This window comes from Asprobacillus argus, from assembly GCF_032248395.1.
Lineage (GTDB): Bacteria > Bacteroidota > Bacteroidia > Flavobacteriales > Flavobacteriaceae > Polaribacter > Polaribacter argus.
Genome location: NZ_JAVTTO010000001.1, coordinates 620,169 through 640,496 on the forward strand (window position 1 = coordinate 620,169; position 20,328 = coordinate 640,496).

Below are 20,328 nucleotides of genomic sequence, written 5' to 3' on the forward strand. Positions count from 1 at the left end.
TTTTGATAAATGTTTTTGAATACTAACTCCCACTTTAGTCTTAGGTATGGCACAGTCTCTCCTAAAAAACTCTTACAATTGGCGCAGCAGATGTCGATCAAAACTTTGTGTCTTACAGATATCAACAATACTTCTGCTTGTTTAGATTTTATTCGGTTAGCACCTTCTTTTTCTATTCGTCCTGTTGTTGGTGTCGATTTTAGAAACGGGGCAAAACAAGAGTTTGTGATGTTGGCCAAAAATAACCAAGGCTTCCAAAACATAAATCAATACCTCTCTGACCTTCTATCTGAAAAGGAATATACGGTTCCTTATAGAGCACCTTCTTTAAAAAATGTTTTTGTGATCTATCCTTTTGAAAAACATTTTGACACTAAACTGGAGGCTCATGAATTTATAGGAGTCTCTATCGAGAATGTAAAAAGAATTCCTTTTTCTATATGGAAAAATCACACAGATAAATTGGTTGTTTTTCATACAATCTCCTTTCAAAATAAAAGAGGGTTTAATGCGCATCGTTTACTCAGGGCTATTGATAATAATGCACTCCTCAGTAAACTCCCTCTTTCCGAACAAGGAAAAGAGTCCCACGTATTTATTTCTCCTGAGGAGCTAACACGATCCTTTGAAGAACTTCCTGAAATTCGTATAAATACAGAACGTTTACTGGAACAATGTGCTATCCATTTCGACTTTTCTAAAGAAACCCCCAATAATCAGCGATCATATACGAGTAATGAAGCTTTGGACTATCGGTTATTAGAAAAGCTTTCCTACGAAGGGCTTCACTATCGTTATAAAAATCCCGACAATACTATTCTTTCTAGAATTAAAAAAGAGTTGGGTATTATTAAAGAAAAAGGGTTTGTTTCTTATTTTCTAATCAATTGGAAGATCTTAAAATATGCCCGTTCAAAAGGATATTTCTATGTAGGTAGAGGGAGTGGCGCAAATAGTATTATTGCATACCTTTTAAGGATCACAGATGTAGACCCTATTGAACTAGATCTGTATTTCGAGCGGTTTATCAACTTATACCGAAAGAACCCTCCTGATTTTGATATTGATTTTTCCTGGACTGATCGAGACGATATTACTCAATTTATTTTCAAAACGTTTCAGCATACAGCACTTATTACTGTATACAACACCTTTAAGTACAAAGCCTCTATTAGAGAAATAGGGAAGGTTTTCGGCTTACCAAAATCAGAAATTGATCTCTTAAGTTCGGGAAATTATCGTTTTGATCAATTAGATAAACTTTCTAAACTCGTCGTTATCTATAGTAAGGAAATACAAGGGCTTCCAAATTATCTGGGTATTCATGCTGGAGGTATTATTATCTCAGAAAATCCTATTCAATATTATACAGCAACTTTTATGCCTCCAAAAGGGTTTCCAACGACTCAATTCGATATGGTTGTTGCAGAAGATATTGGCTTGTATAAATTTGATATTTTAAGTCAACGAGGTTTGGGTAAGATCAAAGACACTGTGGCCATTGTTCAAAAAAATCATCCTGATAAGCCTCCCATCGACATTCATGACATTCAGCGATTTAAACAAGACAAACGTATTCGGTATTTACTAAAACACGCCAAAGCTATTGGTTGTTTTTATGTAGAGTCTCCCGCCATGCGTATGCTACTTACTAAGCTAAGAGTGGATGACTATTTAGGGTTGGTAGCAGCAAGTTCTGTAATTCGCCCTGGTGTAGCAAATTCTGGGATGATGAGAGAGTATATTTTACGCTATAGATATCCTGAACGTCGAAAAGAGGCGCATCCTGTACTACTCAATATTATGCCAGAAACCTATGGGGTCATGGTATATCAGGAGGATGTAATTAAGGTTGCTCATTATTTTGGAGGACTTACCTTAGGAGAAGCCGATATGTTACGTAGAGGGATGTCGGGGAAATTTCGTTCTCGAGATGAGTTTTTAAAAGTAAAAGACAAGTTCTTTGATAACTGTAAAGCTTCTGGGAAGCCAGAAAATTTCACCAAAGACGTGTGGCGTCAAATTGAAAGTTTTGCAGGCTATGCATTTGCAAAAGGGCATTCTGCCTCCTATGCTGTAGAGAGCTATCAAAGTCTTTTCTTAAAAGCTTATTACCCTTTGGAATACATGGTAGCTACCATTAATAATTTTGGAGGATTCTACAGAACAGAACTCTATGTTCATGAAGCCAGAATGCATGGGGGAATAATTCACGCTCCTTGCATCAATAAAAGCTTTAAGGAAACTGTCATTTATAAAAATGAGATCTTTCTAGGGTTTATGTTCTTACAGTCTTTAGAAGCAAAAACCATTCAACATATCTTAATAGAACGATCAGAAAACGGAATATTTACCTCTTTAAATGATTTTATAGAGCGCGTCTCTATTTCTATGGAACAGATCAGTATTTTGATCAAAATAGATGCGTTTCGATTTACTGGAATCAACAAAAGAGAGCTATTATGGGATGCACATATGAAGATCAATAAAGTAACGTTTGAGGCACCCAAAATGACGCTTTTCAAAACAGAATGGGTCTCCTACAAAACGCCAACACTCACCTCTTCTGATTTGGAAAACGCTTTTGACCAAATAGAATTACTAGGGTATCCGTTATGTAACCCTTTTGAGCTATTACAAGAATCTTTTTCGAATCCCTTAAGAGCCGAACACCTTCCTCGATTTATAGGAAAAATTATCTCTATTGAAGGATACTTGATAACCACAAAAAAAACAACTACTTCTGGAGGAAAACAAATGTACTTTGGAAATTTTCTAGATTATGACGGGGATTTTATAGATACGGTTCACTTCCCTCCTGTTGCAAAACGATTTCCCTTTAGGGGAAAAGGAATATACAGAATCATCGGCAAGGTCACTGAAGAGTTTGAATGTATTAATATCGATGTCATTAAAATGGAGCGACTTCACATTATAGAAGACCCTCGTTATGCTGATAGCAGGACTGCACAAAAAATAAAACAACAGGTATTATGAGTGATTTTCGTTCTATTGTACATATGGATCTGGACACCTTTTTTGTTTCCTGTGAACGCTTATTAGACAGTAAACTCATTGGAAAACCGGTGCTGATCGGTGGCACATCAGACAGGGGTGTCGTTGCTTCCTGTAGCTATGAGGCAAGAACCTTTGGCATACACTCCGCCATGCCTATGCGAATGGCAAAGCAATTATGTCCAGAAGCTATTATTGTTAGAGGAAATTCAGGTATCTATTCCAAGTTTTCAGATACCGTTACCGATATCATCAAAGAATCTGTGCCGTTGTATGAAAAAACCTCTGTAGATGAGTTTTATGTAGATCTTACTGGAATGGATAAGTTCTTTGGTTGTCATCAATTAGCTTCAGAACTTCGAGGTAAGATCATTAAAGAAACAGGCCTTCCTATTTCATTTGGCCTCTCTGCTAACAAAACAGTGTCAAAAATTGCTACTGGAGAAGCTAAGCCGAACAACCAGATCAAGATCGATAAAGGCACTGAAAAGCCTTTTCTATCTCCTTTGTCTGTTAAAAAAATACCTTCTGTAGGCGAGGTGATGTATCGTTCTATGTGTGATCTAGGCATCAAAAGAATCCAAACCATTCAGGAAATGCCTTTGGAAATGATGGGAAAGGTATTTGGTAAAAATGGGGTTTCTATTTGGAAAAAAGCCAATGGTATAGACAATAGCCCAGTAGTGCAATATCATGAACGAAAATCAATTTCTACAGAAAGAACTTTTGATAAGGATACCACAGACGTCCATAAATTAGAAGGAATCATTATGGCTATGGCAGAAAACCTGATCTATCAACTACGAAGAGGTAATAAACTGACTGCTTGTGTTACGTTTAAAATTCGGTATTCCGACTTTCAAACCTATACCATGCAAAAGAGGATTCCATATAGTAGTGCAGATCATAAGATCATTCCTATTGTTAAAGAGTTGTACAAGAAATTATATCAGCGTCGTATGTTGGTTCGGTTGGTAGGTGTTCGTTTTTCTCATCTGGTAGCAGGCGGACATCAGATCGATATTTTTGATGATGATGAAAAGATCTTAAACCTCTACCAGGCCATGGATAAAATGCGAGAACGCTATGGCGATCGTGCTGTAATTCGCGCCAAAGGAATGGAAGCGAAAAGCATCTCTAGATGGAATCCTTTTACAGGAGAACCTCCTCCACTATTAGCAAATCGTAGAGCCTAACCTCATGGCGTTTAATTTCTTTTGAAACCGCTCGTTTTTATGTAGTTTTGAAAGAAACCTAAACATTATGTCCGCTATCCGTAAGTCATTTATATTTCTTTTTGTAATCTCTTTTTGGGGAGCAACATACGCTCAATCTTTTCAGGACACCATTCCTTTTCGAAATGACCTAGGCTTGATCATTATACCCATTACATTCAATGGTGTAGAAAAGCAGTTTGCTTTTGACACAGGGGCTGAACACACTGTGGCCTATGGTTGGGCAAAAGAAACATTGAAAAGAACCAATAAAACCATAACCATTAATTCATCGAGTGGATTAAAAAGTCGTATGCGTTTTTATAAAAGTGGGACTATAGAATTGGGAAGTCGAAAAATTACTGGACATCGTATCTTGAATACTAAAAACAACAGCATTTTTTCCTGTTATCGTATCGACGGAATTTTGGGAGTAGACATTATTAAAAAACTCAATTGGAGTATTGATTATAAAAACAAGAGGCTTATTATGTATCCTTCTAATCATGTTCCACCACAGGTAAAAAACATGCATGAGCTCGATTTTGATTTTCGTTCTAATCGACCTTATGTATACCTCAAAGGCAAGAGCAACCGCCTGAGGTTTCTATTAGACACCGGCGCTGGTGGATCCTCTAATATTTCTAAACGAAATTATACATTGAGCAATATAAAAGACTATCCTCAAACCTCCTTTTATACCGGAAGCTTTGATATCAATGGAACGCTCACTTCATCTCACCCCATTGTTTTTAAATTTCCAAAAGCCTCCTCTGACAAGGTTACTTTATCGCCTATCATTTACTACAACAATAAAAAGTCAACTAAAATCGGGAATCGGTTGTGGGACCAAAAACAATTGTTTCTGAGTTTACAAAATGATCAACTATACCTTTCTTCTGCCGAGGTTACGCAACAGTATTCGAGCTATTCTTGTTCGGTTATGTATCGTAAAGGTAAGATGCGAATTATGGCAATAGAGGAAAACAGCGAACTATGGAATATGGGAGTACGACAAGGAGATGAGATCTTACGCTATAATGGAAAACAATTTTCAGATTTTTGTTCTCTGGATCAATACTATCGGAAAGTTGTTAGTTCTGGAAAACCTTTTGAATTAGAATTGGTCAGTGGTAAAAAGGTAACTGTTTCTAAAAAAGCATTTCTCAAATAGCCAAAACTCTATTCTTTTGTTAACATAGATTTCTTTCATTTTTATGTAGTTTTGAAAGCAACTCATTAAAATTCATCAACATGCGTATATATTACTCATTGCTTAGTATGCTTTTCTCGGTACTACTTTTTAGTAGTTGTCAGCAAGAAAACAAAGCTACAACAGCTATAGTTTATTCTATTTCTTTTGACAATGCAGTCCATCACGAAGCAGAAATTAACGTAACATTTTCAGACGTAGCTCCGGGCAAATTTGCCTTTCGTATGAGTAGAACTTCTCCCGGAAGATATGCCCTACATGAGTTTGCTAAAAATGTATACAATGTAAAAGCCACGAATAGTGCTGGTGAGGCGTTAAAGATTACACGTCCTGATCCGTATCAATGGGTGGTGGAGAGTCATGATGGAACCGTACATGTATCCTATACCCTATTTGCGAATAGAGGCGGCGGAACCTATGCTCAGGTAGATGAAACCCATGCGCATTTGAACATTCCAGCAACTTTTATGTTTGCCCCATCACAAGCAGAGCGGCCTGTAGAGGTTACTTTTAATGTTCGTGAAGATCTGAATTGGAAAGTAGCAACACAGCTAAAAAAGGAAAGTGGAAATACCTTTTCTGCTCCAGACTTGCAATACTTTATGGACAGCCCTACAGAGGTCAGTGATCATCAAATACGATCTTTTGATGTAGATTCAAATGGAAAAACACAAACGGTTCACTTTGTGCTACATCATAACGGGACAGATGCTGAGCTAGACACCTATTTTGAAGATGTAAAAGCTATAGTATTGCAACAAAAAGCGGTATATGGGGAGTTGCCTGATTTTGACTTTGGGGAGTACCGTTTCTTAGCATGTTATATTCCGAATGCCAGTGGTGATGGTATGGAACACAGAAATTCGACCATTTTAACCACAACCAGAAGTTTGGCTCAAGGTGGAGCGATCAGTACCGTTTCACATGAGTTCTTTCATGCCTGGAATGTAGAGCGTATCCGACCAAAATCTTTGGAACCTTTTGACTTTGAAGAGGCAAATATGAGTGGCGAACTATGGTTTGCAGAAGGGTTTACCAGTTACTATACTGGGCTCATCTTATTACGTGCTGATGTATGGGAGCAAGATCGTTATTTAAGAAGTATCGCGTCTACTTTTAACTATGTTTGGAACTCTCCCGGAACAAAATTCTTTAACCCCATTGAAATGAGCTATCAGGCTCCTTTTGTAGATGCTGCACGTTCTGTAGATCCTGTAAACCGTGGAAATACTTTTATATCTTATTATTCTTACGGAAGTACCTTGGGTTTAGCGCTGGATCTTGCCTTACGTAACGAACCTGGAAACCTGAATTTGGACGATTATATGAAATTGGTATGGAAGAAATTCGGGAAAGAAGAAGTTCCGTACACCATTGAAAACCTGAACCAGGCATTAAATGCCTATGCAGGTGAAGATTTCGGGAATGCCTTTTTTAATAAATATATTTACGATAGCAAGATGCCCAATTATAAAACTTTATTGGCTTCGGTTGGGGTAAGCTTAACACAAAAAGGAGACACGCCTTATTTTGGTGCTCGCATACGACAAGGTCGTATTACGAATGAGCCTACTATTGGATGTCCTGCATACAAAGCGGGATTAGATCGTGGAGATCAATTGATCTCTGTGAATGGAAAGGGGTTGAATGATAAAAACACCTTTTCTGCTATGATAAACACACTCAAACCAGGAGATATCATAGACCTTGTATTTACCCGTCACGGGGTTACCAAAAATACCAGAGTTACCTTAGGCAGAAACCCACGATATACTATCGAATCCTTCGAAAAGGAAGGCAAGGAAGTAACAGATGCTATCAAAGTAAAACGTACTGCCTGGTTAGGGAAGAAATAAGCAAAAGTTAATTCAAGTTTCTTTTTTCAACAAAAAACTTCTTTAATAGTTGACTGCATTCTTCTCCTAAAACACCACTTACCACCTTTGTTTTAGGGTGTAATTGCGTGTTTAAATTGACAAAACCTCGTTGTGGTTCTGGTGCTCCATACACAATTTTACCTATTTGTGTCCAATAACTAGCTCCAGCACACATTTGGCATGGTTCTAAGGTAACATAGAGCGTACATTCTTTTAAGTATTTCCCTCCTAGAAAATCAGAAGCCGCCGTAAACGCCTGCATCTCTGCATGTGCTGTAACATCGTTCAATGTTTCTGTTAAGTTATGTGCTCTGGCAATGATCTTATCTTTTAATACCACCACAGCTCCTACAGGGACTTCATCCTTGTCAAAAGCCATTTGTGCTTCCTGCAAGGCTTTTTTCATAAAATAAGTATCATCGAAAGGAGTTATCATACCATCAAATATTTCATCAATGATACAAAAAGGATTTGAGTTGTAAAATCGTATTTTTGTCTGATGACAAAAAACTTGTTAGCTACTATTTCTAATCCTTCCGATCTAAGGAAACTATCGTCTGAGCAATTACCTCAGCTAGCGAAGGAATTGCGTGCGTTCATTATCGATATTGTCGCGACAAAAGAAGGGCATTTAGGAGCAAGTTTAGGGGTTGTTGAACTTACGATTGCTTTGCACTACTTATTTGACACACCCAATGACCTTTTGGTTTGGGATGTAGGTCATCAGGCATACGGTCATAAAATTCTAACGGGTAGAAAAGACGTTTTTCATACTAACCGACAACAACATGGTGTTTCTGGCTTTCCAAAAAGGAATGAGAGTGAATTCGATGCTTTTGGCGTTGGACATTCTTCTACGTCCATTTCTGCTGCACTAGGAATGGCCATTGCTTCTAATTTAAAAGGAGAAACAGAGAAACATCATATTGCGGTTATTGGAGATGCATCCATTGCCAGTGGAATGGCGTTTGAGGCATTGAATCACGCCGGAGTTTCGAATGCGAATCTATTGATTATTCTGAATGATAATGCTATCGGAATAGATCCTTCTGTAGGGGCGTTAAAAGAGTATTTAACCAAGGTAAAAACAGATAAAACATTAGCAAAGAATAATATTATCCGTGCTTTGAATTTTGATTATTCGGGGCCCATTGATGGACATAATATTGACAAATTGAGTGCTGAATTACAGCGATTAAAAAGGAAAAAAGGACCTAAGTTCCTACATATCGTTACGACCAAAGGTAAGGGGTTGCAAAAAGCAGAAGAAGATCAGGTGCGTTATCATTCGCCAGGTAAATTTGATAAGGTTTCGGGAGAAATATTCCCAAAATCTGAGGAGAACCAGCCAGCAAAGTATCAAGATGTTTTTGGAGATACCCTGGTCGAGTTAGCCGCAAAGAATAAAAATATTGTTGCCATTACACCCGCCATGTTAACGGGTAGTTCTTTGAATGTAATGATGCAAACTTTTCCTGATAGAACATTTGATGTAGGTATTGCAGAGCAGCATGCTGTTACTTTGGCTGCTGGATTAGCTACTCAAAAAATGATTCCTTTTTGTGTAATCTATTCTACTTTTTTACAACGTGCTTATGATCAAGTAATTCATGATGTCGCTCTTCAAAAATTACCTGTTATCTTTTGTATTGATAGAGCAGGTCTCGTTGGAAGAGATGGTGCCACGCATCATGGTGTTTTTGATATTGCGTATCTAAACTGTATCCCAAATTTGATCATTTGCGCACCAAGAAACGAGGTAGAACTTAGAAACATCTTATATACTGCACAATTAGGTTTGGTACAACCAATAGCGATTCGTTATCCAAGAGGTAAAGGATCTATTATAGATTGGAAACAACCCTTTTCTTCCATAGAAATTGGAACAGGAACTTGTTTACAAGAAGGTTCTGAAATTGCTGTACTATCCATTGGGTCTATAAGCAATAATATTACGAAAGCTATCGAAATTACAGGTCAGAGTGCTTGTATTGGGCATTATGATATGCGCTTTGTAAAGCCTTTGGATGAACACTTATTACATACCATATTTAAGAAGTTTGAAATGGTTATTACAGTTGAAGACGGAACTGTTAAAGGAGGATTTGGAACTACTGTTTTGGCATTTGCATCCACGCATCATTATAAAAATACTATTAAAGTTCTTGGAGTTCCTGATCAATTTGTTGAACATGGAGACACCTTAGAGCTTCAGCAAGAAATTGGCTTAGACCCTCTAAGCCTATCTAAAGAATTTATAAAACATCTTTCATAAAAAAAGCGCCTTTAAAGGCGCTTTTTTTATGATTCTACTGGAAGATTATTCTATGATAATTTTCCCAGAAGCTTTTTTATTGTTCTCATCGATCAGGTTTACAATGTATACTCCTGGTCTAGCATTTATAGAAATTTGCTGATCTCTACTTTGGTTAAAATCAACATTGGTCGTATATACTTCCTTTCCTGAAATATCAAAGACTTGTACTCGTGATTTTCCTAAGGTGTTTTTGGCAAATAACGTGAAGTCTCCTTTAGAAATCGTTGGATACATGGTAAACACTTTCTTATCTGCTAATACTTCGTCTACAGAAGCAGGAGTCGCCGTAAAGTTTGCTGTAAACATCCCTCGACCGTGTGTTGCAGCTAAAACTAAATTATCACTGTCTCTGTATTGTAGCATATCTACACGTACATTCCCCATATTCGTATTGATCGGTTCCCATACTACAGAACCTGCTGTAATGTCTAATGTTCTCCACATTCCAACCTCAGTAGCTAATATTACCTCTTTTCTATCCAAAGGATTAAATAATGCCCATCGCACAGGCATGTCTGGTAAATTTCCTTCTTTATCTACCCAGGTCGTTCCACCATTGGTAGAATACCAAACACTTTGCAATCCATAATTTGAATAGGTTAATAATAACTCATCATCGCTTGCGCCAATTTCTAAACAAGAAACCGCACCTTCAAAAAGGTTATTATTAGAGATATTCGTTACTGTACCGTCTGATGCTCTTTTAATTAGGGTATTTGCAACAGTTCCATAAAATACTGTTCTAGCATTTTCATTATATGGAGAAACTCTTACGTGAGAAACCGCTGTTGTCAATTCTGGCACAGAGATATCCGAAGTAGTTCCTAAAGAGTTCGTTCCTGTTCCTTGATCCGTACCATCTGCATTCAATGTTGTTTCTGTAATAGTTCCAACAGATTCGTGAGAATATATTTTATTGTTATGGGAATCGTAATCAGCAGGGTTGATAAAACTACCCGTTCCGCTATTTAATTGAATCCACGTTCCATTTGGGTTTGTGGTATAATCTAATAAGTAATAGGTATTTCCTGTAAAAGATACGATTCTATAATGTCCGTTGGCACCATCATGGTGTTCTTGATCTATAAAGGTAAAACCTCCGTCTCCTCCCCAAATCTCTTCAGTACTTCCAAATCCATCCTCCGAAAACAAAATCGTTCCATTATCTTGTGTTCCTCCTGAAAATCCATGTGTTGCTACTGGGTCTATTGCAGCCGAGTAAAACTGAGTAAGATTTAAATTCAAGTTTCTATTAAAGATTCCTGTAGTAAAGGCATTTGCTCCATTAGTAGGAATTATTGAAAGATCTGGAACATAGGAAACTCCACCATCTGATGTAATAACCATTTGATCATTATTATTTGGTCTGAATACGATGTTGTGAATATCAGCATGTACATAACTTACAGTTGCATCTCTAGAAGCGCTCCAACTGGATATTTTCGTCCAACTAGTTCCTCCGTTTGTTGTTTTAAATGTATTTACACCTCCAATATATACTTCGTCAGAATTTGTGGGGTGTACAGCAGCAATAAAGTCATACCATGCTTGACCTCTGGTAAAGTCATCTGCAGGAATTCCGCCGTCGGGATCCGAAGGTCCTGTAAAAGAAGACCAGTTATTTCCGCCATTTGATGTTTTTACAAACTCTCCAAAACCGTTTCCATCTGCAATTAGGGCGTACACGACATTTGCGTCTGAAGGTGCCGTAGCCACTTCAACTCTTCGTGGAGTCGTTACTGTAGACGTATATCTATTAGTCCAAGTTGTACCATCAGGAGAAGATAAAACGTTTCCGCTGGCATCTCCTGCCCAAATAGTGTTATCTGCTGAAATTTCTAAATCTCGTACTGCTGTTCCTGAAACATTCGTCCAGTTTGCTCCTCCATCTGTAGATCTAAATAAATCTGTTCCATTAGAACTAGTACCGTCTGTATCTCTCATACTTGCATAGATAACTCCTGTTCCACTTTCATCTCGTACTACAATATCATACACGTATTCGAAGTCTGTGGTTGAAGATAAGTTAGACCATGTTGCTCCTCCATCCGTACTTTTCCATATTCCTCCGCCAACAATAGCATCAACATTTCCCCATCCTTCTCCAGTTCCTGCATAAAAGGTCATCGTATTTACAGGGTCATATGCCAATGCAGAAACAGCAAAATTTGACATATCAGCTGCTACTTGAGACCACGTAGATGTCTCGTCTGTCACATCATTATTTACCCAGATACCACCACCAACTCCTGCGGTAAATGCTTTTTTGTCTGTATTATCATTTGGGTCAAAAAAGAACCCTCTAATTCTTCCTGCTACTTCTTTAGGCCCTCTAGATTCCCAACTAAAATTGGTGTTCCTATTTGCAGCGGTTAACTCATTAGCCGTATTTATAGCCTCTACTAATCTGTCTTGTGGAATTGTCCTTGTGGCAGGATCCATTGTTCTTAAAAAATCCTGTTCGAAAGCCAAATCTGGCCTGTCTTTTTTTGGAATTTTCTTTAGTTCTTCCTTGGTCAATAGTTTTCTTTTGGAGTAAGGATGATTATTGATAAATTCAACATATGCTAACCTTCGCTTTTCTCCTTCGTTTTCTTTATTGGTAATGTACACTACAGTTGCCATCAAGAAAACCACCAACGTGAGTAGTATTTTTTTCTTCATAATCAGTAATTTAAAGTCTTTGTTTGTAAGATAAAACAGCCCTTTAAGGCTTTACCCTATGCTATTTACATTTTATTTTTTGCCCTCTAAGACTACTAATTTAGCACTTTTAAATAATATTTCCAGCTAATTTCTTATGAAGTCGAATTGCGTAACTATCTGACATTCTAGACACATAGGTACAAATCATCATCACTCTTGAATATAAATCGCTATGAGCGATCTTGAATTCATCGGGTAATAAATTCAAAATTAATTGGTCATAATTGGATGGAGTTCCAAGGTGCTTATTGTTGATTGCGCTAACAAAAACGTCTAATAAATCAGCAATAATTTTATACCCCGCAACCTCCTTTTCTACCACTTCGTTACTTAAGTAGATCTTTTGAACACTTATCTTAATAATGTCGTTAATCTGTGCTTCGTACTTACATTTATCCAATAAAGATTTTTCAAAATCCCCTTGTAAGATTTGTTCTTCATTCTCTAGAAAAATGGTAACAGCTTCATTGATTAGAGTATTAATGGCTAGTGCCCTTAAATAGCTTACCCTATCTTTTTTGAATTTTAAAGAATGGTATTTTTGCGTATCTATGGTATCCTTTACTAGTTTTATTAAGTACTCTAGCGCAAATTCTTCCTCGATGAGCCCCAGGTTGATACCATCTTCAAAATCAATGATCGTATAACAGATATCATCTGCTGCTTCTACTAAATAAGCCAAAGGGTGTCTATAGAAGGAAACATCGTCTGTGGTCGATTTTTGCTGTAATCCAAGATCATTCACAACATCCAAGAAAGCTTCTTTTTCTGATTGGAAAAACCCATATTTCTTATCTACAATATGTTTAGACGGTTTTTTAGGTAATGATTCTTTAGGGTACTTTAAAAATGCGCCTAAGGTTGCATAGGATAAACGTAGTCCGCCAGAAATTCCTTCTCTGCTTTCCGTCAAAATCTTAAACCCATTGGCATTTCCTTCAAAATCGATCAGGTCTTGATATTCTTTCGCTGTTAATTCTGATTTAAAATTTTGACCTCTTCCTGTTTTAAAGTACTCTCCAATGGCTTTCTCTCCGGAATGCCCAAAAGGAGGGTTCCCTATATCGTGCATCAATGCAGCGGCCGCTACAATCGCTCCAAAATCATTGAAGGTATATCCTTCCGCTTGCAATTTCGGGTGCTTTTCTAATAGTGCTTTCCCTACTCTTCTTCCTAAAGTTCTTCCTACTACAGAAACCTCTAAACTATGGGTTAGTCTAGTGTGCACAAAGTCTGTTTCAGACAAAGGGATTACCTGTGTCTTGTCTTGCAAGCTCCTGAACGCAGATGAAAAAATGATCCTGTCAAAATCTACATCAAATCCCAGTCTAGTTTCATCTTGCGCAGTTCGCTCTCTTTTTTGCGTATCTCCAAATCGTTTTAACGAAAGGAGTTGTTCCCAATTCATCATAGTAAAAAAATATGTTCGAATTTAATAAAAAAGAGAGGCTTTTAACCTCTCTTTTTTACATTTAATACATTCTATTTTTAAGAACCGCACATTAAGCAATCGTCTGGCCCAGCATCTTTAGATGCTTCTACCATTGCTTTAAATTCTTCTGGGCTCATTGGCTTTTCTTCTTCGTTTTCTTTCTTTTCTTTAGAAAGCGTAAACTGAATTGCATTCACCGCAGATTTGGTTCTCAAGTAATACATTCCTGTTTTCAATCCAGATTTCCATCCGTAGAAATGCATTGATGTTAGTTTTGCAAAATCAGGATCTTTCATAAACAAGTTCAATGATTGAGATTGATCGATAAAGTATCCTCTATGGCGAGCCATATCAATAATATCTTTCATACTCATTTCCCAAACTGTCTTATACAATTCTCTTAGTTCTGCAGGGATCTTCTCTATGTGTTGGATAGATCCATTTGCACGCATAATATCCTCTTTCATGTTGTTGTCCCATAAACCTAACTCTACTAAGTCTTCTAATAAATGTTTGTTTACAACGATAAACTCTCCAGATAATACTCTTCTAGTATAGATATTGGATGTATATGGTTCAAACGCTTCATTGTTTCCAAGAATTTGAGATGTAGAAGCTGTTGGCATTGGTGCAACCAATAGCGAGTTACGTACTCCATGCTTCATTACATTCTTACGTAGTTTCGCCCAATCCCAATTTCCGCTTAATTCATCATCTTTAATTCCCCACATGTTAAATTGGAATTCTCCTTCTGACATTGGAGATCCTTTAAAAGTAGAATATGGTTCTTTCTTGGCCTTAGCGATCTCCATAGAAGATGTTACGGCAGCAAAATACATGGTTTCAAAGATGTCTTGATTTAGCTTTTTAGCTTCTTCTGACGTAAATGGGAGGCGTAAATTAATAAAGGTATCTGCTAATCCTTGAATTCCTAATCCGATAGGTCTGTGACGGAAATTTGAATTTTCAGCTTCTTTAACAGGATAGTAATTCATGTCAATTACCGTATCCAAATTACGCGTTACTTTTTTAGTTACATCAAATAACTTTTTATGGTTAAAGAACTTTTCTCCATTCTCTTTTTCTGTAACAAACATAGGTAATGCAATAGACGCCAGGTTACAAACAGCTACTTCATCTTTTGCAGTGTACTCCATAATCTCTGTACATAAGTTAGAAGAACGAATGGTTCCTAAATTCTTATGATTGGTCTTACGGTTTACAGAATCTTTGTACAGCATATATGGTGTTCCAGTCTCAATTTGAGATTCTAGAATTTTCTCCCATAATTCACGTGCTTTGATCGTTTTTCTTCCTTTTCCTACTTTTTCATATCCTTCATACAGTTTTTCAAACTCATCTCCATAGGTATCATATAAGTGAGGACATTCGTTTGGACACATCAACGTCCATGTTCCGTCTTCTTGCACTCTTTTCATAAATAGATCTGGTACCCACATTGCATAGAATAGGTCTCTAGCACGCATTTCTTCTTTTCCATGATTCTTCTTTAAGTCTAAGAAATCAAAGATGTCTGCATGCCATGGTTCTAAATACATTGCGAAAGACCCTTTACGTTTTCCTCCTCCTTGATCTACATATCTCGCCGTATCATTGAACACTTTTAACATCGGAACAATTCCGTTTGAGGTTCCATTTGTTCCTCTGATATATGATCCAGTAGCTCTTACATTATGGATAGATAATCCTATTCCTCCTGCAGATTGAGATATTTGAGCAGTTTGTTTAAGTGTATCATAAATTCCTTCAATACTATCATCTTGCATCTGTAATAAGAAACAAGAAGACATCTGTGGTTTTGGCGTACCAGCATTAAATAATGTTGGAGTTGCATGTGTAAAATACTTTTTACTCATTAACTCGTATGTTGCTATTGCTTCGTCAATATCTCCTTTATGAATACCAATAGAAACCCTCATGAGCATGTGTTGAGGGCGTTCTACGATTTGACCATTGAGTTTTAACAAATAAGAACGTTCTAATGTTTTAAATCCGAAATAATCGTAATTAAAATCCCTATTATAAATAATAGTAGAATCTAGTTTTTCTGCATTCTCATTTATGATCTTGTACACATCATCCGACAACAATGGCGCTTTCTTTTCTGTACGTGGATTTACATAATGATACAAGTCATTCATCGTATCTGAAAATGACTTCTTCGTGTTTTTATGTAAGTTAGATACGGCAATTCTCGCTGCTAATTTTGCATAATCTGGATGTGCAGTAGTCATAGTGGCGGCTGTTTCTGCTGCCAAATTATCAAGCTCCGAGGTAGTTACTCCATCGTACAATCCTTCAATCACGCGCATTGCTACCTTTACAGGATCAACAATATTGTTTAATCCATAACACATCTTTTTTACTCTGGCCGTGATCTTGTCAAACATCACTGGCTCTTTCTTGCCATCTCTTTTTAATACATACATGCTCTATTTGGTTTTATAATTAGTTAACAAACTGTATCCAGTTTATTTAGTTTAGTTTAAAAATCTGCATCAAAACTGATGGACCCTGTTCCTCCCGATTTCACTCCTGCTTTTTGGTATTCTGATACTCTTTTTTCGAAGAAATTGGTCTTTCCTTCTAGAGAAATCATTTCCATAAAGTCAAAAGGATTCGTTGCGTTATATTCTTTTTCACATCCAAATTCTAATAACAGTCTATCAGTCACAAACTCTAGGTACTCTGTCATTAGTTTGGCATTCATTCCGATTAAACTCACAGGCAAAGATTCGGTTACGAATTCTCTTTCTATATTTAGTGCATCTACAATAATCTCTTTGATCCTTGCTTTTGGCACTTTATTTACCATATGCTTATTGTGCAGGTGTACGGCAAAATCGCAGTGCATCCCTTCATCTCTAGAAATTAGCTCATTAGAAAAAGTTAACCCTGGTAACAAACCTCTTTTCTTCAACCAGAAAATCGAACAAAAAGCACCTGAAAAGAAAATTCCTTCTACTGCCGCGAACGCAATTAATCGTTCTGCAAATGAATCAGATTCTATCCATTTTAACGCCCAATCTGCTTTTTTCTTAATTGCAGGGAACACTTCTATAGCTCTAAACAGTTTATCTTTTTCTGTTTCATCTTTTACATACGTATCAATTAATAACGAATACGTTTCGGAATGAATGTTTTCCATCATAATTTGAAAACCATAGAAAAATTTGGCTTCCGAATATTGTACTTCGTTAACAAAGTTTTCTGCTAGGTTTTCATTTACAATTCCATCGGATGCAGCAAAGAATGCTAGAATATGTTTTATAAAGTAACGTTCATCATCAGACAGTTTATTATTCCAATCATCCAGATCTGAATGCAGGTCTATTTCTTCAGCCGTCCAAAAGCACGCTTGCTGTTTTTTGTACCAATCCCATAAATCGTTATGCTGTATAGGGAAAATTACAAATCTGTTGTCATTTGGTTGTAAAATAGGTTCTATTGCGGACATTTTTGTGTTGTTTTTTTGATTTTGGGGAATTTCCTCATAAAAAAGGATGCTAACAAAGATTGGAAAAATTGCTAAAAATTAAAAGCCATACTTATTCACAAAACCCAGCAAGTTTTTAACAAAATCAACTTATGTTAAATTAAAACTGAAAAAATCAAATTTTCTCAACTATCTGATATTCAAAATGTTACAATGTTAAATTTTTGTTAAGCACTACTGTCACTGACATTCTTAAAAAACTTTTTTCGCATTTCTTTTTAAATAAAAAAAGGAATTGAAATGTGTCTTTTTAATGCTTATGAAATGAGTTTATATCGACAGTCTTTAAAATTTTTACAAAACCCACCTCATTATCAGTTTAATAAAGGTACCTTTGCACTTTATTAACTATTATTATTATTACAAGTGAAAAACGGAACAGTAAAATTCTTCAACGAATCTAAAGGATTTGGATTTGTTATTGAAGATGGTTCAAAAGATGAGTATTTCGTACATGTCTCTGGATTAATTGACGAAGTAAGAGAAGGCGATGCAGTAGAGTTTGAATTAAAAGAAGGTAGAAAAGGATTAAACGCAGTAAGCGTTAGAGTTATCTAATATTTTAGATTTAATTTTTTTTACAAAAAAGCCTGAGGTTATACCTCAGGCTTTTTGTTTTATGTAAACTGGTTCTTTGAATTAATTCGCCTCAATATCTAAGTGAACATCAATAGTAAAGTTCATAGGAATGCTTGAGTTTACAGTTCCTGATGCTTGCAAATTAACTATAGATGTAGTCTCTAAAATATTTTGGATTTGACTAATCACAGCTGCATCAGTGATTTGAAAAATCGTATTATTCGCTGCTTCCTGTGAAATATTCACATTTGAAATAGTTGCTACTGTGACATTGTTGATGGTTAATATCGCTGTTTGGATTACTCCTGCCGTATCTCCTGAAAAATTCGCAAACTGATATGTTAAACTGTTTACAGTAACTGAATTTATATCACTATAATTCGCAATTAGTTGACTTAGGTCATGGCTACTTGTTTCATTAAAATTAGTTTGTCCACTCCCTGTTTGTGGAATCCCCACTTCAAACGATTCATCTAAGGTATACGGTGTAGATATATTTATTGTGGTCTGATTATCTTCGCAAGAAAGTAATACAAATACTGCGAATAGTATTGGTGCTATTTTTTTCATATGACTTGTTTTTCGAAGGTTAAATATACTAAAAATCAAGGCTTTATTTGTGTTGTTCAGCCACTTTTTCTAACTCCTCATACCAAGATTCTCCAAATTTCCTTATTAACGCCTCTTTTACAAATTTATAGACAGGTACTTGCAATTCCTTTCCTAATGTACATGCATCATCACATATACCCCACTTATTGTAGTTTACGGCGGAAAATTCAGAATACTCTTTAACTCTCACTGGATATAAATGGCATGAGATTGGTTTTTTCCAGTCTATTATTCCTTGATTATAGGCCTCTTCTATTCCGCATAATGCCGTCTTTTTATCATCAAAAATAACATAGGCGCATTCTTTATGATTGATTAAAGGAGTTTCAAGTTCATCAAAATCACTGGTAATCCAAGTTCCTTCTTTTTCAATAGCCTCAATTCCTTCCTTTCTAAGAAGAGGTTTTACTTGTGGGTAGATGTCTTCCAATTTTTTCGTTTCCTCTTCTGTCAAAGGGGCTCCAGCCTCCCCATCTATACAACAAGCACCCTTACAGGCCGACAAATTGCAGACAAAATCCTTTTCAAAGAGGTCTTCCGAAACAATAGTTTTACGTAATTGAAACATGGCTTAAAAATACATTATTTTTTTCCGATTATTTTACCATATGCTAAACTAAGTTGACTAATTTTGTAGTATATTTTTTATGTATTAACTAATGGAAAACATTAAGCAAATTTTTACGGCATTTATGGTTTTATTTGCGGTAATTGATATTATTGGAAATATCCCCATTATTATAGATCTTAGAAAAAAAGTAGGACACATTCAGTCTGAAAAAGCCTCTATTATTGCGGGAAGTATTATGATCCTATTTCTATTCTTGGGACAAAGTTTGCTGTCATTAATTGGGATTGATGTTAATTCTTTTGCCGTGGCTGGTGCATTTATTCTTTTCTTTATTGCATTGGAAATGATCTTAGGGATTACACTTTACAAAGAAGAAGATTCAAATGCCATTACTGCGTCGGTTTTTCCTTTGGCATTCCCGTTAATTGCCGGGCCAGGAAGTTTAACCACCCTTTTATCTTTGAGGGCTGAATTTGAAATACAAAATATAATTATAGCCATCGTATTAAATGTGCTTCTTATATATGTTGTACTTAAGACTTCGTCTAAAATAGAGCGAATTATTGGACCAAATGGAATTAAGATCATCCGAAAGGTTTTCGGAGTTATTCTTTTAGCTATTGCGGTAAAACTTTTTGCTCATAACATTAAAGCTTTAGTATAATATGTTTGACACGTTGATCATAGGGGGAGGTGCTGCGGGATTGCAATGTGCTTTGGTTTTAGGGTCCGCGGCTAAGAAACCTTATGCTATTGATAAGAAAATAGGGATTATCGCCCATCAAAAAGCATCTCATTTGCAAAGCGCCTTATTTAATAATGTACTTGGTCTGCCGCCTAATACTTTAGGAAAAGACATATTGGTTTCTGGAAAAAAACAGTTAGCCGATCTATACCCTGAGGTTATACAAATTGACAATGAGAAGGTAAACTCTATAGATCAAACAGATGGCGTTTATCTTGTTCAAACAAACAAAGCTACTTATAGAGCTTCAATTATTGTCTTAGCATTAAATTATGCGAAACCTTTTTTAATTAAGGGGCTAGAAACATATCTAGAACCACATTCATTAACAAAAGTAGCCAAAGATCGTATACAGCTCAAAAATGAAAATTTACTCGTTAAAAAGGGCATGTATGTGTGCGGAACTATAGCTGGATTCAGAAGTCAGTTTGCTATTGCTGCAGGTACAGGAGCAATGGTAGCTACCGATATTCTGACCTTATGGAACAATGGAGAGCATGTAAAGGTTCATGATAAAGCATAAAAAAGCC

15 protein-coding genes are annotated in these 20,328 nt (G+C 36.4%); 8 read left to right on the top strand and 7 right to left on the bottom strand.

Going from position 1 to position 20,328, the window contains the following annotated elements; all coding sequences use genetic code 11:
• The first annotated feature begins 9 nt into the window (after positions 1–9).
• The 4 genes from RQM59_RS02745 to RQM59_RS02760 all read left to right on the top strand — a co-directional run bounded on the left by RQM59_RS02745 (position 10) and on the right by RQM59_RS02760 (position 7,298).
• Positions 10–2,997: a DNA polymerase III subunit alpha gene (locus RQM59_RS02745; protein ID WP_349240528.1), complete on the top strand. Its 2,988-nt coding sequence runs from the start codon at positions 10–12 to the stop codon at positions 2,995–2,997.
• A complete protein-coding gene (dinB, locus tag RQM59_RS02750; protein ID WP_349240529.1) occupies positions 2,994–4,211 on the top strand; it encodes a DNA polymerase IV in 1,218 nt (405 codons plus the stop codon). Before RQM59_RS02745 ends, dinB begins: the two co-directional genes overlap by 4 nt.
• 67 nt (positions 4,212–4,278) lie before the next feature.
• Positions 4,279–5,403, top strand: a complete 1,125-nt coding sequence (locus tag RQM59_RS02755; RefSeq protein ID WP_349240530.1) for a retropepsin-like aspartic protease — start codon at positions 4,279–4,281, stop codon at positions 5,401–5,403.
• 80 nt (positions 5,404–5,483) lie between these two features.
• On the top strand, positions 5,484–7,298 hold the full coding sequence (locus RQM59_RS02760) for a M61 family metallopeptidase (RefSeq protein ID WP_349240531.1): 1,815 nt from the start codon (positions 5,484–5,486) through the stop codon (positions 7,296–7,298).
• 7 nt (positions 7,299–7,305) lie between these two features.
• On the opposite strand, the gene RQM59_RS02765 is transcribed toward RQM59_RS02760, so the two are convergent.
• The gene (locus RQM59_RS02765) at positions 7,306–7,755 is read right to left on the bottom strand and encodes a nucleoside deaminase (protein WP_349240532.1); all 450 of its coding nucleotides are present in this window, start codon (positions 7,753–7,755) and stop codon (positions 7,306–7,308) included.
• A gap of 63 nt (positions 7,756–7,818) precedes the next feature.
• On the opposite strand from RQM59_RS02765, the gene RQM59_RS02770 reads away from it, so the two are divergent.
• Positions 7,819–9,594: a 1-deoxy-D-xylulose-5-phosphate synthase gene (locus tag RQM59_RS02770; RefSeq protein WP_349240533.1), complete on the top strand. Its 1,776-nt coding sequence runs from the start codon at positions 7,819–7,821 to the stop codon at positions 9,592–9,594.
• 45 nt (positions 9,595–9,639) lie between these two features.
• On the opposite strand, the gene RQM59_RS02775 is transcribed toward RQM59_RS02770, so the two are convergent.
• From RQM59_RS02775 to RQM59_RS02790, 4 genes are all read right to left on the bottom strand, one after another.
• The gene (locus tag RQM59_RS02775; protein ID WP_349240534.1) at positions 9,640–12,300 is read right to left on the bottom strand and encodes a T9SS type A sorting domain-containing protein; all 2,661 of its coding nucleotides are present in this window, start codon (positions 12,298–12,300) and stop codon (positions 9,640–9,642) included.
• A 109-nt stretch (positions 12,301–12,409) separates the two neighbouring features.
• Positions 12,410–13,750 carry a deoxyguanosinetriphosphate triphosphohydrolase gene (locus RQM59_RS02780; RefSeq protein ID WP_349240787.1) on the bottom strand — a complete coding sequence of 447 codons (1,341 nt, stop codon included), beginning with the start codon at positions 13,748–13,750 and terminating at the stop codon, positions 12,410–12,412.
• An 80-nt stretch (positions 13,751–13,830) separates the two neighbouring features.
• A complete protein-coding gene (locus tag RQM59_RS02785; RefSeq protein WP_349240535.1) occupies positions 13,831–16,224 on the bottom strand; it encodes a ribonucleoside-diphosphate reductase subunit alpha in 2,394 nt (797 codons plus the stop codon).
• Between the two features lie 56 nt (positions 16,225–16,280).
• Positions 16,281–17,252 carry a ribonucleotide-diphosphate reductase subunit beta gene (locus tag RQM59_RS02790; RefSeq protein ID WP_349240536.1) on the bottom strand — a complete coding sequence of 324 codons (972 nt, stop codon included), beginning with the start codon at positions 17,250–17,252 and terminating at the stop codon, positions 16,281–16,283.
• A 405-nt stretch (positions 17,253–17,657) separates the two neighbouring features.
• Between RQM59_RS02790 and RQM59_RS02795 the strand changes: the two genes are divergently transcribed.
• Positions 17,658–17,849: a cold-shock protein gene (locus RQM59_RS02795; RefSeq protein ID WP_349240537.1), complete on the top strand. Its 192-nt coding sequence runs from the start codon at positions 17,658–17,660 to the stop codon at positions 17,847–17,849.
• A gap of 81 nt (positions 17,850–17,930) precedes the next feature.
• On the opposite strand, the gene RQM59_RS02800 is transcribed toward RQM59_RS02795, so the two are convergent.
• Entirely contained in the window at positions 17,931–18,440 is a 510-nt protein-coding gene (locus tag RQM59_RS02800; protein WP_349240538.1) for a hypothetical protein, read from the bottom strand.
• A gap of 43 nt (positions 18,441–18,483) precedes the next feature.
• Positions 18,484–19,050, bottom strand: coding sequence for a DUF3109 family protein (locus RQM59_RS02805; protein WP_349240539.1), 567 nt, complete (start codon positions 19,048–19,050; stop codon positions 18,484–18,486).
• A gap of 91 nt (positions 19,051–19,141) precedes the next feature.
• Between RQM59_RS02805 and RQM59_RS02810 the strand changes: the two genes are divergently transcribed.
• Entirely contained in the window at positions 19,142–19,717 is a 576-nt protein-coding gene (locus tag RQM59_RS02810) for a MarC family protein (RefSeq protein WP_349240540.1), read from the top strand.
• 1 nt (position 19,718) lies between these two features.
• Entirely contained in the window at positions 19,719–20,321 is a 603-nt protein-coding gene (locus tag RQM59_RS02815; protein WP_349240541.1) for an NAD(P)/FAD-dependent oxidoreductase, read from the top strand.
• Positions 20,322–20,328 lie beyond the last annotated feature (7 nt).

Excerpts from the sequence above, each read along its gene's own strand:
- RQM59_RS02805 (WP_349240539.1), bottom strand. The coding sequence starts at position 19,050 with ATGTTTCAATTACGTAAAACTATTGTTTCGGAAGACCTCTTTGAAAAG.
- RQM59_RS02755 (WP_349240530.1), top strand. The coding sequence starts at position 4,279 with ATGTCCGCTATCCGTAAGTCATTTATATTTCTTTTTGTAATCTCTTTT.
- RQM59_RS02745 (WP_349240528.1), top strand. The coding sequence starts at position 10 with ATGTTTTTGAATACTAACTCCCACTTTAGTCTTAGGTATGGCACAGTC.
- RQM59_RS02790 (WP_349240536.1), bottom strand. The coding sequence starts at position 17,252 with ATGTCCGCAATAGAACCTATTTTACAACCAAATGACAACAGATTTGTA.
- RQM59_RS02810 (WP_349240540.1), top strand. The coding sequence starts at position 19,142 with ATGGAAAACATTAAGCAAATTTTTACGGCATTTATGGTTTTATTTGCG.
- RQM59_RS02760 (WP_349240531.1), top strand. The coding sequence starts at position 5,484 with ATGCGTATATATTACTCATTGCTTAGTATGCTTTTCTCGGTACTACTT.
- RQM59_RS02770 (WP_349240533.1), top strand. The coding sequence starts at position 7,819 with ATGACAAAAAACTTGTTAGCTACTATTTCTAATCCTTCCGATCTAAGG.
- RQM59_RS02765 (WP_349240532.1), bottom strand. The coding sequence starts at position 7,755 with ATGATAACTCCTTTCGATGATACTTATTTTATGAAAAAAGCCTTGCAG.
- RQM59_RS02815 (WP_349240541.1), top strand. The coding sequence starts at position 19,719 with ATGTTTGACACGTTGATCATAGGGGGAGGTGCTGCGGGATTGCAATGT.
- dinB (WP_349240529.1), top strand. The coding sequence starts at position 2,994 with ATGAGTGATTTTCGTTCTATTGTACATATGGATCTGGACACCTTTTTT.
- RQM59_RS02780 (WP_349240787.1), bottom strand. The coding sequence starts at position 13,750 with ATGAATTGGGAACAACTCCTTTCGTTAAAACGATTTGGAGATACGCAA.
- RQM59_RS02800 (WP_349240538.1), bottom strand. The coding sequence starts at position 18,440 with ATGAAAAAAATAGCACCAATACTATTCGCAGTATTTGTATTACTTTCT.
- RQM59_RS02775 (WP_349240534.1), bottom strand. The coding sequence starts at position 12,300 with ATGAAGAAAAAAATACTACTCACGTTGGTGGTTTTCTTGATGGCAACT.
- RQM59_RS02785 (WP_349240535.1), bottom strand. The coding sequence starts at position 16,224 with ATGTATGTATTAAAAAGAGATGGCAAGAAAGAGCCAGTGATGTTTGAC.